This is a genomic window from Snodgrassella sp. B3882 (genome assembly GCF_026535915.1).
In the GTDB taxonomy this organism is placed as follows: Bacteria; Pseudomonadota; Gammaproteobacteria; order Burkholderiales; family Neisseriaceae; genus Snodgrassella.
Genome location: NZ_JAFNPF010000001.1, coordinates 1,230,907 through 1,245,197, shown reverse-complemented (window position 1 = coordinate 1,245,197; position 14,291 = coordinate 1,230,907). Strand labels below are relative to the sequence as shown.

10 protein-coding genes are annotated in these 14,291 nt (G+C 33.1%); 9 read left to right on the top strand and 1 reads right to left on the bottom strand.

What is annotated here, in order from left to right; all coding sequences use genetic code 11:
• Positions 1-684 precede the first annotated feature (684 nt).
• The 4 genes from guaA (at position 685) to J3U68_RS05275 (ending at position 8,935) form a co-directional block, all read left to right on the top strand.
• A complete protein-coding gene (gene guaA, locus J3U68_RS05290; RefSeq protein WP_267375316.1) occupies positions 685-2,250 on the top strand; it encodes a glutamine-hydrolyzing GMP synthase in 1,566 nt (521 codons plus the stop codon).
• 1,367 nt (positions 2,251-3,617) lie between these two features.
• A complete protein-coding gene (locus tag J3U68_RS05285; RefSeq protein ID WP_267375315.1) occupies positions 3,618-5,894 on the top strand; it encodes an AAA family ATPase in 2,277 nt (758 codons plus the stop codon).
• Positions 5,895-5,897: 3 nt separating this feature from the next.
• Positions 5,898-8,042 (top strand): UvrD-helicase domain-containing protein, encoded by a 2,145-nt coding sequence (locus J3U68_RS05280; protein ID WP_267375314.1) that lies wholly within the window; start codon positions 5,898-5,900, stop codon positions 8,040-8,042.
• Between the two features lie 395 nt (positions 8,043-8,437).
• Positions 8,438-8,935 carry a hypothetical protein gene (locus J3U68_RS05275; protein WP_267375313.1) on the top strand — a complete coding sequence of 166 codons (498 nt, stop codon included), beginning with the start codon at positions 8,438-8,440 and terminating at the stop codon, positions 8,933-8,935.
• A gap of 264 nt (positions 8,936-9,199) precedes the next feature.
• On the opposite strand, the gene J3U68_RS05270 is transcribed toward J3U68_RS05275, so the two are convergent.
• Positions 9,200-9,394, bottom strand: a complete 195-nt coding sequence (locus J3U68_RS05270; protein WP_267375312.1) for a CsbD family protein — start codon at positions 9,392-9,394, stop codon at positions 9,200-9,202.
• Positions 9,395-9,938: 544 nt separating this feature from the next.
• On the opposite strand from J3U68_RS05270, the gene dusA reads away from it, so the two are divergent.
• From dusA to J3U68_RS05245, 5 genes are all read left to right on the top strand, one after another.
• Positions 9,939-11,021 (top strand): tRNA dihydrouridine(20/20a) synthase DusA, encoded by a 1,083-nt coding sequence (gene dusA / locus J3U68_RS05265; RefSeq protein ID WP_416384629.1) that lies wholly within the window; start codon positions 9,939-9,941, stop codon positions 11,019-11,021.
• Positions 11,022-11,057: 36 nt separating this feature from the next.
• Complete coding sequence (locus J3U68_RS05260; RefSeq protein ID WP_267375308.1) at positions 11,058-11,852, top strand: thymidylate synthase; 795 nt, start codon at positions 11,058-11,060, stop codon at positions 11,850-11,852.
• A 2-nt stretch (positions 11,853-11,854) separates the two neighbouring features.
• Complete coding sequence (locus J3U68_RS05255; protein WP_267375306.1) at positions 11,855-12,346, top strand: dihydrofolate reductase; 492 nt, start codon at positions 11,855-11,857, stop codon at positions 12,344-12,346.
• 266 nt (positions 12,347-12,612) lie between these two features.
• Positions 12,613-13,113, top strand: a complete 501-nt coding sequence (gene tpx / locus J3U68_RS05250) for a thiol peroxidase (RefSeq protein ID WP_267375305.1) — start codon at positions 12,613-12,615, stop codon at positions 13,111-13,113.
• 611 nt (positions 13,114-13,724) lie between these two features.
• Entirely contained in the window at positions 13,725-14,081 is a 357-nt protein-coding gene (locus J3U68_RS05245) for a DUF805 domain-containing protein (RefSeq protein ID WP_267375303.1), read from the top strand.
• The last annotated feature ends 210 nt before the right edge of the window (positions 14,082-14,291 follow it).

The following is a 14,291-nucleotide window of genomic DNA, read 5'->3' as shown; positions in this document are numbered from 1 at the left end:
ATCCATATTTTATCCCTCCTCAATTCATTTGTCAATATTTTTAGCCAAAATTGTAATTATTATAACTTAATTTTTTAATATTTAAATATTTTTAAAGAAATTTATTTGCATCAATTATAATTTCTTAGGGGTTATAATATTAGTTTACATTTAATTTATTGAAATATAAAATATTATTTAAAATAAGGTTCCAAATTTAAACTTCAAGTAAACTTCTTACTCATAGATTAATGTTGTATTTACGATATCTGACGTCTAAAACCAACAGCATAGTTTTAAACTACCCCCTAATCAAAGGCAAAACTAAGTAGAGCGTATTTTTGCATAATAATTTCGTATTGGTTTTAATTTAGCACAAAAAAATCCTATCAATAAATGAAATATTTATAATTTATGTGGCAAACTATTCTTTCCATATTAGAGAGCCTATCTTTTACTCACTAATAAGCACGCATTTCCTTACAATCTTTGTTACTGGGTTAAATTGCGAAAAGCAGAAATTTAATTTTCAATAAATCATTTTCCTAACTTTCATTTATAATGACCTAAAGCAAAAATCAACATATAAAATCCAGTCATAAATCAAATAAGTTATCTAAAAGAAAAAAGATCATTGCAGAATTAATATCAAAAAAGTGATAAAATAAATAACTTTATATATTAAACCATTATCAAGAGCCTAGCATGAACCAGGATAAAATTTTAATTCTCGATTTCGGTTCTCAAGTAGCCCAACTCATCGCCCGGCGCGTACGTGAAGCCCATGTATATTGTGAACTGCATTCCTTTGATATGCCTATTGCAGATATCAAAGCATTTGCGCCAAAAGGTATCATTCTCTCTGGTGGACCCAATTCCGTTTACGATTCGGATTATCAGGCAGATCCTGAGATTTTAAATCTGGGTATTCCTATTTTAGGTATATGCTATGGATTACAATGGCTAGCCTATACAATGGGTGGTGAAGTCAGTAGCGGCGATCAACGAGAATTTGGCTATGCTCAGGTAACCACAGAAGAAAGCTTATTGACTAACGGTATTTTTGATAATCAGGCTAATAAGCTTGATGTATGGATGAGTCATGGCGATAAAGTCAGCAAACTACCTAATGGTTTTAAAACAATAGGTCATACCCCAAGCTGTCCATATGCCATCATTGAAAATAGTGAAAAGCATTTTTATGGTGTTCAATTTCATCCAGAAGTAACCCATACTAAAAAAGGTCGTGAATTAATTAATCGCTTTGTGCTGGAAATTTGTCAGGCTAAACCAAGCTGGACCATGCCTAACTATATTGATGAAGCGGTCACAAAAATTCGTGAGCAAGTTGGGCAGGATGAAGTCATTTTAGGCTTATCTGGCGGTGTAGATTCCTCCGTGGCCGCGGCACTGATTCATCGTGCCATTGGCGATCAATTAACCTGTGTATTTGTCGATCATGGTCTGTTACGTTATCAGGAAGCTCAGATGGTAATGGACATGTTTAGCAACAATCTCGGGGTCAATGTCATTCACGTTGATGCCTCTACTGATTTTCTGCACAAACTGGCAGGTGAAACCGATCCTGAACGTAAACGTAAAATTATTGGCGCTGAATTTGTTGAAGTCTTTCAACGTGAAGCGGCCAAGCGCAAAAATGCCAAATGGCTGGCACAAGGAACCATTTACCCTGATGTTATAGAAAGTGCTGGTGCCAAAACCAAAAAAGCACATGCCATTAAAAGCCATCATAATGTGGGCGGTCTACCAGAAACACTTAATCTGCAACTACTGGAGCCATTACGCGATTTGTTTAAAGATGAAGTGCGTGAACTGGGTGTGGCGTTGGGTTTACCACGCGAAATGGTTTATCGTCACCCATTCCCTGGACCTGGTCTGGGCGTGCGTATATTAGGTGAAGTAAAGCGTGAATACGCAGACTTATTACGTCGCGCTGATCATATTTTTATAGAAGAACTACGCCATACTTGTGATGAAGATGGAGTAAGCTGGTACGATAAAACCAGTCAGGCCTTTGCCGTGTTTTTACCCGTCAAATCTGTGGGCGTGATGGGAGATGGTCGCACCTATGAATATGTCGTGGCACTGCGTGCTGTTGTTACCAGTGATTTTATGACAGCTCATTGGGCCCACCTACCCTACGATCTGCTAGGCCGCGTTTCCAACCGCATCATTAATGAAGTCCGTGGTATTAATCGCGTAGTATACGATGTAAGCGGCAAACCTCCTGCCACTATTGAGTGGGAATAAACTAAGCATTTAAGCGTTTTAGTTACCATGATGAACAGCCAGTGATATCAAAAGTGTCACTGGCTTTTTAACTTATTGAAGCATTAAGCCATTTGATGAGATATTGATTTATTCATTTATTTTTAAGTATTTTTATTTTTAAAGTATAAAAATGGTATTTATGCAGCCTATTCATTACCTTCCTACTTTATGAAAGATAGGACTATTCGAGTTACAACCAGATTATGTAGGATTGAAAAAGTAGCGCCAAATACGGTCATTTATTGATCTATATAAATCAAGGGAGAAAAACACAATTGAGCAAACCCTTTGGCACGCTTGGTTGCATAGAATACTCCATATTCTCAGCGAATTAGACAGAAAAAAAATTCCATTAAGTAAATTTCACGACTAAAAATACCAATGCACAATCCATCGAATTAAAAGAGTTTGATTCGCAGGTTATTTTTAATAATCATAACTGTAATGCAGCCAAAGTAGTGCTTGCAAGCTTAAGATTAAAGCTTAGGAGATCTACTATCCTAGCTGTATATTAATCTCATAATTAAATAATGCTTGATTTGTCAAAATATTCCTATTGTAATATTTGATTTAGAGCATTATCATTGACATAATTAATCAAATACTATGACAATTGGTTATTTAGTTTTATTATTAACCTTATCTATACTAAAAGGAAGTGAACAGTTATCACAGACTCTACAGGTTATTGATTAAAATCAGAATTATAAAGCAACTGAAAGATTGACTGACAATTTATTTGAAATAGCATGAACTATATAAAGGCAAAATTGATCATGTGCTCATCTATTAGAATTATCCTGAAAAATTCCTGTCTTAATATGATTGTTTATAGCCGCGATAAGATAAAAGGTAAGATATTGTAGATTTACGATGATGGTAATAATCAAAGAAGCTTGATGGATTATTGTTTTCATATCAAAAGCATAGAAATTCTGGTAATGTGTTATAAAGATATTGGGCTATCATAAAAGTTAAAATTTTCCTGAAACTTTAATTATAGCTAAAAATGGCCATGTTATTTTAAAGAGAAATTGAAAAAATACAGCCTTTTTTTGCATTTTAGCCATAAACATGTGGTGATTAGATTATAAGTATAAATTCATGCTTAATTATTCAAGGAATATAGTCATTAATTAAATTATTTTAAATAAAACTTGAAATTATTCATAAATAATATTTTGAAATTAAATTTTTAAATTAAAAATTAAGATTTCAAATCTAAACATAAATCATAGTGGCGTTGATTTTATGGTATTTACCTTATAAATAAATTGAATTGGAATTCTTAAATAGATGGACACAAATTAAATATTTAATCTATACATTTAACTGGGAGATTAATCATGTATTTGGAAAGTTTTACTATAAAAAATTATCGAAAATTTGGTGAAAAAGACAATACAATATATTTTGTCAATGCTAGCGAGATCGGTCATTCAACTGGAAAAACTGATACAGAAATAAATCCATTAATCTCTTCATCGAGTACCTTAATTATTGGTAAAAACAATGCGGGAAAAACAACAATTACTAATGCGCTAACATTTATTGCCCAGGAAAAAAACAAATCACCCAAATCGACTGATTTTAATGTATATTATTTAAAAAATTTACTTAAAAAATATGTAGAAGCTTACGAAGCAAATAATTCATTCGAAAAGCTTCCGACTCCTGAGTTAGAGTTTATACTTAGAGTGAAAATCGATTCAAATGGATGCCAAGATCTCATTACTAACCTTTCCAGTTTTATCACGCTCAGTAATCACACACTAACAGAACCAATTGAAATAAAGGTGATATATGGAATAAAAGATACACAAATTTTTTATGAGCATATTAAAAAGATTATTCTAGAAAAAAAAGAACAAGACAAAGAAAACGAGAACAAAAAAGATCAAACCAGCACTAATCCTAAAACCGATACACTGTTAGAAAAGCTATGTGAGCTACTTGATGATAAAACAATAGTTGAATATAACGTCACATATAAAAACATAAATGATAGTGATATTACCTCCTTTTCATTGCATAACCTTTTTTCCATTAGATATATCAGAGCGAATCGTCACTTAAATGAAAATGTTCTTACAACTGTATTTCAGCGAATTGTCTCTTCTCAATTTGAGGATGAGAGCGCTAATAATGATATTAATCAGGGTATCGATACCATCAATACAACTATTACAGGGACAGTGCAAAGCAAAAATAATTCTGTTTCTGAAATTTTACAGAGTATCGAAAATAACAATCATGTTGATTTGCTACTTACAGGGAATGTTACTAAGAAAAGTATTCTAAAGAGCTTAATTAAATATAGCTTTACTGATGGTGATGAAATCATACCTGAAGATCAATTTGGTTTAGGCTATGTGAATTTACTCAATATCATTGGTGAAATTATTCATTATATTGATAATTATGAAGCGAATTGCCATCAAAGCCGAATAAATTTATTATTTATTGAAGAACCAGAGGTATTCATGCATCCGCAAATGCAGGAATTTTTTATCTCTCGTATTGATAACGCTGTTCAAAAAGCTTTACAATTGGCCAATAATAAAGATACTAAATTTAAAAAAACACTTCAATGTCAAATCGTCGTAACAACGCATTCCTCTCATATTGTAAATAGTAAAATTCATAGTGGCAATTCATTCAATAACATCAATTACTTAACCATTAAAGATAAATTTTCTATTGCAATACCATTAAACGATAAAAACATTCTAGATCAAAATAGCTCAACCAAAAATAAAGATATAACATTCTTAAAAAAACACATCAAATACAAAGTATCTGAATTGTTTTTTTCCGATGCGGTTATTTTTGTGGAAGGAGTAACAGAAGAAACACTGTTACATTATTATTTAGAACAAAATGATAAACTGAAAAATCACTACATCACTTTATTTAGAATTGAAGGTAATTATAGTAAAGTTTATTTACCACTGATTAAAAGATTAAATATCCCTTGCTTAATCATTACTGATCTAGATATTAAACGGTATGAATGTGAAAAAAATAAAAAGCACAAAAAAAAAGATAAAGACATAAACAACCAAGAAGATAAAGATACAAACAATCAAGAAGATAAACGGCTATGCCCAATTTGTGAAAATAATGATAATTATCCAATCAGATATGCTCAAATAATAGATTTAGACGATAGAAAAACCACAAATCCAACAATAATGCATTTTTTAAAAAATGTAGAAAAATCAAATAAAGCCAACAGCCTCAGCAACCTTACAGATTATATAAAAGAAGACTATCTATGTATCGTTTATCAAAAAGATCCTATAGAGGGGCAATTTGCCACCAGCCTAGAGGAAGCATTTATTTTAACTAATTATCAGAATAAATTAGTTCAAGATTTAATCAAACAGCTTAGAAAAAAAGATTATAACGAAATTACCGATAATGGAAAAGATACGGAAAAAATAAAAGATAATTCTTATAGATTGCAGTGCAGTCTTAGCAATAGCGGTGGTAAATCTGAATTTGCAAGTGAATTACTTTACGAACTGATCACGTCTTCAGAATCCGACAAACCCAAATTGCCTCAATATATACAGGATGGTTTAGCCTGGCTGGAAATTGAACTTAATAAAGGTGTGTAAGTGATGACATTAGAACAAAATCTGGCCAAAGAACGAGAAGTCCAAGAAAAAATTTTTGCTGCAATTAATGAGTATAGAAGTTTTCGATTTAATGCCGGCGCAGGCGCAGGCAAAACTTATGCCCTGATCGAATCGATTAAATATATTCTAAATTCAAAGCAAGTAGAATTGAAAAAAAATAATCAAAAAATCATTTGTATTACCTATACAAATGTCGCCGTTAATGAAATAAAAGAACGTCTTGGTAATACACAATTTGCTGTAGTTTCAACTATTCATGAAATGTTATGGGAACAAATCAAGTTATATCAAAAGAAGGAATTAATTGATTTACATAGAAATAAGCTAAGTAAAAAATTAAAGGAAATTCAAGAAAAAATAGAAGAACATAAAGCCAATCCAAATTTTTCAGGCATTTTTAATGACAATTTAGAGTCTTTTTTATCGCTAATTAAAGAAACAGAAGAATTGTATTATAAAATCAAAGATTACCCAGCTCAGGCATTTAAAGATTGTTATAAAGAATTTCAAGAAGAACACCCTTATCTTTCCTCAGCCTTAAAAAATGTAGCTAAATTTAAGTTCTTGATAGAACTTTTGTATAAAGAAGAGCGTTATGTAAATGCGATTGCGAGAATTGATGACCCTCAACAACGAAAAAACATTAAAATTCAATATGACAGCAAATCTAATTCAGACCGTTTAACTGCGATGAAGTTTAGTCATGATACATTATTGGAATATAGCCTTTCGATGGTTGAGAAATATCCAATGCTGCAAAGAATTATCGTCGATAAATACCCTTATTTTTTTATCGACGAGTATCAAGATACTCACGAGAATGTAATAAAGTTGGTCCAAATTTTGCACTCTTATGTACTTGCAAACGATGCGCATCAGAACCAACAACGATGGCTTGTAGGTTACTTTGGAGATACAAAACAAAATATCTATGATGATGGTGTTGGCAGTAACATTCAGAAAATTCATCCAAAGTTAGAAAATATTGATAAAGTATTCAATCGACGAGCCCATTTACAGCTTATAAATGTGATTAATAAAATTAGAGATGACAAAATCTTACAAGAACCCATAGATCCTAATAGCAAACATGGGAACGTACAGTTTTCCTATTTAATGAATACCAATGAAGAAAATAAAACAATTAAAATACTAGAATTCATTGAGCACTTTAAAAATACAATCTCACCAGGCGAAAAAATTGATTGTTTGGTACCTCTAAATCGTTCATTAGCCAGCCTAGGAGGCTTTGAAAATATCTATAAAATAATTGGTGACATTATTTATTGGAAAGATCTTAATTCTCAACTGCTCTCACATCAATTAGAAAAACTTCATCCGACTGTGCTCATTTTTTATCATCTAGTGATGTTTTATAAAAAGTTAAATAATAAGAAAACAACCTATCATGATCTATTAGGAAAAACCAAGAATGATATTACCTTTGAACATGCAAAAAAGGTCATTGATTCATTTTCTGCTATGAATGTGACCACTTTGCATGACCTAGTCAAGAATATATCGCAAATTATTCAAGATAATGACCCTAATTATACAAATTTGGCAATTAAATATTGTCTTAATAACTTTCTGGTTATAAATTATTCAGAAATCAAAAAATATGATTCATTTTATGAATATATTCAAGATATGATCTATCAAATTACGCTTGAAAAACAAAATTGGGATGAAGCACAAAAAGAAGAAAATGAAAAAATAATAGCAGCGATTTTGAATGTCAATATGACAGAATGGTTAAATTGGGTTTCATTTATTAATGAAGAACGAAATGAGAATACACAGGTAATTTATCACACCTATCATGGAACTAAAGGAGCAGAATATGATAATGTAGCTATTATTATGGAACATCATTTTGGCTCCAAAAGTGGGAAAAATAAATTTAAAAATTATTTTTCTCATATTCAATCTACTCTAGAAGAACAAGATATCAAATTACTGGATATCAACTACAAAAAACAATTTGAAAATACTCAGAATCTGATTTACGTGGCTTGCTCTCGGGCGAAGAAAAATCTACATATTTTATACTTAGATGATATATCTGAAATCAAGAAAGGGATCGAATTATTGTTTGATAAAGACAATATAAATGTATTTAACTAGGCTAAACAGTTATGTTTCAACAAGTTTTAATTATCTTGATGATTAGAATAATTTAACTGGTTAGAGAATGATATGATGACTTGTAAAACCTAAAAAGCATTGGTTATATTACAACTAGGCGTAGTTGATTATTGCATTAGTGCTGATTCACTGATTATAGAAATATCTAAATCAGCAACCTATTCTGGTTGCTGATATTTTTTGCTGCGAAAAACCATCATGCTTACTTTTAATCCATACTTTACAATATTGTGATCGATTTAAAGGGAGTGAATATCATGGGTATGCATTTATCGTGATGATAGAAACTTTAAAGTGATTATTGTGCATTAACCAAAACAATCATTATTGTTATAATAATTTAACATTGAATCTATTACCCATTTGTGAATCAAATGAAGATTTTAGAATTTCTTAAATTTTTGCCCTCTATCATTTCCCCCAGCCTCTTCAGAGAGCCTTTTCTGCATCGATTTATTCCTTCGGATTCAGATATTAAAAAAATTACTGATTACTTATTAAACATCAGAAAAGAATTGCGTGCAAAAGAAGCGACTATTTTGGAACAGAAGCTAGCCCTACTGCAGATCCCCTATTTAAAGCACCTGGAATTAAGTCAGATTGAATTTTGGGAAAAAAATTATCCAGATGACTTAGATTTATTATTTGATCTATATGTCTCTCAAGGGATAATGCATCAAGGTTTAAGAAGAATTAGATGGGATGAACCGACGAGTAGCTATCAATATATAAACTCATTTGCCCATAAAAACACAGAATATGCAGACAAATTAACTTTAAAATTAAAAAGAAATAAATTGACTTCATCAATGATAATTTTTGCGCTGTTATTATTAGGTGTTTTTTTCTTAATCATAGTCATAGCATCTTAGTTGTTTTGCAAACTTTTCTTTTAATGATAATGATTATTTTAGCAACACTCATTGTTTTAATTAAATATCGTGATCACATTGTGGTTGAGGCTACTGAACGTATCATTAATAAGTACCCTGACTTAATTCAAAAGTATGATGAAGATATAGATCATCAAGCGATGAAACATAGCCGTTGATCAATGTAGAACATTACAACAATCATATTTATTATACAAATAGTAAAAAACACCGCTCAACAGAGCGGTGTTTTGTTTTGCAATCTTAATCCTGAAATTTTTTCTTAATAGAATCAACCGCATCTTCTACAGCATTTGACACATCATGAAAAGCTTCTTTCACGCCACCAACAGCTTTATCAACAATGCCTTCAGATTGGGTTTTGGCATCACCTACTGCTTTACCGACATTTTCTTTTACTTCGCCTTTAGCTTTATCTAAGAATCCATTATCACTCATATCCATCTCCATAAATTTAGTGTACAGGTTATGACGCGATGAACCATAACCGGTTTTTGTTTAGACTACCTTGAGTATCTTAGAAAGAGTATGGATCGCCTGCAATGGTAAATGGCAAGATTTGCAGCTAATTACACTTTTCAATATTAAATAATTAAATCATACAGTTAATTAACCAAATTTATTGAAAATAGATTATGTTAAATAATTCATCATAGCAATTTTTTAAGAAAAAAATGGTAGAACAAGAGTGTATTGAACTATTCACATGTTTATAATTTGAATATTCTCTTGTTGTAAAATAAATCATTTATTAATGAGATTTGGATCCACAATAAAAATTTCTGCACAATCACTTCAAAGAAAATTAGATCATAAATCGGTTAATTCTATACGCTAATATATGTTTATGAGAGTTGGTTATTTAGGGTTTTACTTTAAGTCACAATACGATTAACCATTGTATAATCAAATCTGATCAGAACAATATCAGGTGCACTACCTAGCTAAATTGTTAGCAGTTTGTTTTACTCTGAATGTAAGAATGGCGAGTATGCTGGAAAATAAATGTTTAAGCGGGATAGATAGTCAATCCAAGACGACTGTAAATCAGTCTACTTATCTATCACCAAATAAAAGAGCTGTGTCGGTCGCCCCAATGTTAGACTGGACTGACAAGCATTACCGTTATATGGCCAGGTTGATTACGCGACATGCCTGGTTATATACAGAAATGATTAATGCTAATGCGATTGTGCATGGCGACAGAAAACGCTTACTGCAGTTTCTCCCTCAAGAGCAGCCGTTGGCTTTGCAGTTAGGTGGCAGTGAACCGACACTGTTGGCTCAAGCTGCCAAAATTGGAGCAAATTATGGTTACAATGAAATTAATTTAAACTGTGGCTGCCCTAGCCCACGTGTACAGCAAGGGGCTTTTGGTGCGTGTTTGATGCGCGAGGTAGCGCTGGTAGCACAATGTTTAAATGCGATGCAAGAAGTGGTGGATATTCCAGTTACCATTAAACACCGTATTGGTCTGGACAAGGAAACCGATTATCAGCCATTGGCAGATTTCGTTGGTTACTTGCGCGAACACACTGCCTGCCGAATTTTTATTGTCCATGCACGTAACGCCTGGCTCGAGGGTTTATCTCCCAAAGACAATCGTGAGGTTCCCCCGCTGCGTTATGATTATGTTTATCGTTTAAAAAAGGAATTTCCAGATCTGGAAATTATTTTGAACGGTGGAGTCACCACCAATGAAGAGATTGCAAATCATCTTAACTATGTGGATGGAGTGATGGTAGGACGAGAAGCGTATCATCATCCGATGTTAATGCAGCAATGGGATGCATTATTTTACGGAGATGATCATCCGTTTGCTGATTATGATGATATCGTGGCTAATCTTGTGGAATATGCTCGAATGCAGTTGCAGCTGGATGAGACCTCTTTGCAGCACATGGCGCGCCATTATCTTGGTTTAATGCATGGTATGGCGGGTGCACGCCAATGGCGGCGCATGCTTTCTGATGCCAGTTTGTTAAAACAAAATGATGCTGCTCTGATTCAAGAAGCTTGGCAAGCTGTCAAAAGGCAGGTTACCTGCTGCTCAAGCACAATTTAAGCTACAATAAAGAAATTTTAATCTGGACGTTATTTTATGCAGCAATATTTAGATTTAATGCAACATGTTCTTAAGCATGGGGTGGATAAGAGTGATCGGACAGGTACGGGGACGCGCTCGATATTCGGATATCAGATGCGTTTTGATTTGGCCAAGGGCTTTCCAGTTTTAACTACAAAGAAATTACATTTGCGCTCTATTATTTATGAATTGTTGTGGTTTCTACGTGGCGATACCAATATTCAATATTTGCATGAGCATAATGTATCGATCTGGGATGAGTGGGCCGATGCGAATGGTGATTTAGGACCAGTCTATGGCTATCAATGGCGTAGCTGGCCGGCTGTAGATGGTCGTCATATTGATCAAATTAGCCAGTTACTCACTCAGATTAAAAATAATCCAGATAGCCGGCGTTTGATTGTTTCGGCTTGGAATCCAGCATTGGTGGATGAAATGGCACTTCCACCCTGTCACGCTTTATTTCAGTTTTATGTGTTTAATGGTAAGTTGTCCTGTCAATTGTATCAACGCAGTGCCGATATATTTTTAGGCGTGCCTTTCAATATCGCCAGTTATGCTTTATTGACAATGATGATTGCTCAGGTGTGCAATTTGCAATTGGGTGAATTTATTCACACGTTTGGCGATGCGCATTTATATAGCAATCATTTTGAGCAAGCTAAACTGCAATTAACGCGTACACCAAAAAAATTGCCCATCATGAACATTAACCCCGCAGTAACGGATCTTTTTGCATTTAAGTTTGAGGACTTTGAACTGGTGGGCTATGAACCTGATGCACATATCAAAGCACCGGTGGCCGTATAACTATGTCTAAGAAAATTACGTTAGTGGCCGCATTGGCAGACAATAACTGTATTGGCAAAGCCAATTCTATTCCCTGGTATGTTCCGGAAGATTTCGCGTTCTTTAAAAATTACACAATGGGTAAGCCGGTGGTAATGGGACGCAAAACATGGGATTCCTTACCTAGAAAACCACTACCTGGTAGACCTAATTATGTTGTGAGTCGTCAAGCTGATCTGGTATTGGATGGTGCTAAGTGCGTTAATAGTGTTGAAACGGCAATCCAACAGCTTGCTGATAGTGACGAGATTATTATTATGGGTGGAGCACAAATTTATCTTCAGGCCCTGCCCTTGGCAACTGATCTACGCTTAACTCGGATTCATATAACCGTTGATGGGGATGCTTTTTTTCCAAATATTCCGGCTGATCAATGGCAACTGGTGGATCGATCGCATCATGTTAGCAGTAATGATGCGACTCAATATGAGTTTGAACACTTTACCCGTATTTAATTGTCGCTGAATTGGTTAATGTAATATTTTATTAGCTGATTTAAACTACCCATAAAACTTAATCTGTAACGCTTTATAATATATGTAGTAGTATGATGCTAAAGCTTTGGTGAATATGGTGTTGAAACATCATGCCAATTTTAGTTTTATAAATAAAATTATGTAGATGCAGTTTGGTCTGAATAGGTTTTGACAGTTATACCTCAATCAGTCACAATAATTTGACACATCTTTATCTTAAATAAACAAATCAAAGGAATTTAAATATGAGTACGGTTACATTGAAAGGTAACACAGTTGAAGTAAAAGGTCAGTTTCCTCAAGCTGGCAGTACAGCACCTGATTTCACGCTGGTGAATGCTGAATTAAAAAATATTTCTTTAGCTGATTTTGCTGGTAAATGCAAAATTCTGAACATATTTCCAAGTGTTGATACTGGCATATGTGCAACTTCAGTACGCCGGTTTAATGCTGAGGCATCGAATTTACAAGATACTGTGGTGTTGTGTATTTCTGCGGATCTACCCTTTGCACAAGCTCGTTTTTGCGGCGCAGAAGGTCTGAAAAATGTTCATACTCTATCTACATTTCGTAATCCGGAATTTAAGGATGATTATGGAGTGAATATTGCTTCCGGTCCGCTGGCAGGATTATGTGCCCGTGCGGTGGTGGTTTTAAATGAAAATAATCAGGTTTTACATAGTCAACTGGTGGCGGAAATCTCTTCCGAGCCAGATTATAACTTAGCATTGGCTGTTGTAAAATAATTCAAATCCTCATAGATGAAACCTGAATGGTAAGAAAAAGCTTACTTATTCAGGTTTTTTTTGAACTGTATAGATATACGATTAAACTAGTCGTAGTACGATTTTAAATCTTTTGCTACCCGAATTTTAACTATCAGTATGCAGAAGATCACTTATGCAATCTTTATATTTTTTCAAATAGATAGTTATAAATGGTTATCTTGCGGGCTGGTATTGTCTTTAATTAGTTAGGCGATTATTTATCACCCTATTCATTGTATAAATAAGCAAATTTCTTGAATTTAAATCTAATTTAATTAATTACCTTATGTTTTTTAATTTGACTTTTACTGTAATTTTTAACAAAACACCTTACCATCTCAAATAGAGGCTTTACATAAGGGCTGAACTTTACATAAGGGCTGTATTAGTCTCTCTTACTGTAACTATTTAATTCGATACTCTTAATGGAGCTGAAACTTTTATGTTCAAAAAGCCTGCCCCATATAGATTGACTAGAATAGACAATTTTTTTAAAAGATAAAATTATAACTTTACAATTTATAATAACATATGTTACTATAATTAATGTTATTAAAAATTTGTGAATATGTTTAGAAGGAGTAGTACTTATGGGATGGTTTTTAAACTGCATAACTTACGATTTCTTTAATTTTCGAGATCGAGCTAGCCGAGCAGAATATTGGTGGTTTACTGTGTGGTCTTTTTTGACTGCTTGCGCTTTAGGTATTGTTTCGATAATGTTAGATTTCAAAATCTCCGATGGGATGTTAACAGTTATAGGTGCTATTTGGGCAATACCTGAGTTAGCAGTTACTGTGCGTCGTTTACATGATTCAAGTAAATCTGGTTGGTGGGTTTTGTTATTATTCATTCCACCTTTAGGCATTATGATCTTTATATTTATGTTGCTTGATTCTACACCTGCAACCAATAAATACGGCCCCAACCCTAAAGGTGATTGGTGACTTGAGTTTTTTTGTTGCCATGGAAATTTTTCAATGCTCTAATTAATTAATCTTATTTTGGGTTTGACATTTTAATTTGTTTCAATTGAAAAATTGTATAAAGCTAGATTGATATTTATGTAGTCTTTTTATGCTTGATAACGTATAAGTTAAAGACAACAAGTATGGATTTAATTATGGAATTAACCCCATCTTTTTTTGATGGGGTTT

Bases quoted from the DNA above. Each gene is read 5' to 3' on its own strand.
- J3U68_RS05280 (WP_267375314.1), top strand. From the start codon at position 5,898: ATGACATTAGAACAAAATCTGGCCAAAGAACGAGAAGTCCAAGAAAAA.
- tpx (WP_267375305.1), top strand. From the start codon at position 12,613: ATGAGTACGGTTACATTGAAAGGTAACACAGTTGAAGTAAAAGGTCAG.
- J3U68_RS05260 (WP_267375308.1), top strand. From the start codon at position 11,058: ATGCAGCAATATTTAGATTTAATGCAACATGTTCTTAAGCATGGGGTG.
- J3U68_RS05285 (WP_267375315.1), top strand. From the start codon at position 3,618: ATGTATTTGGAAAGTTTTACTATAAAAAATTATCGAAAATTTGGTGAA.
- J3U68_RS05255 (WP_267375306.1), top strand. From the start codon at position 11,855: ATGTCTAAGAAAATTACGTTAGTGGCCGCATTGGCAGACAATAACTGT.
- dusA (WP_416384629.1), top strand. From the start codon at position 9,939: ATGGCGAGTATGCTGGAAAATAAATGTTTAAGCGGGATAGATAGTCAA.
- guaA (WP_267375316.1), top strand. From the start codon at position 685: ATGAACCAGGATAAAATTTTAATTCTCGATTTCGGTTCTCAAGTAGCC.
- J3U68_RS05245 (WP_267375303.1), top strand. From the start codon at position 13,725: ATGGGATGGTTTTTAAACTGCATAACTTACGATTTCTTTAATTTTCGA.
- J3U68_RS05275 (WP_267375313.1), top strand. From the start codon at position 8,438: ATGAAGATTTTAGAATTTCTTAAATTTTTGCCCTCTATCATTTCCCCC.
- J3U68_RS05270 (WP_267375312.1), bottom strand. From the start codon at position 9,394: ATGAGTGATAATGGATTCTTAGATAAAGCTAAAGGCGAAGTAAAAGAA.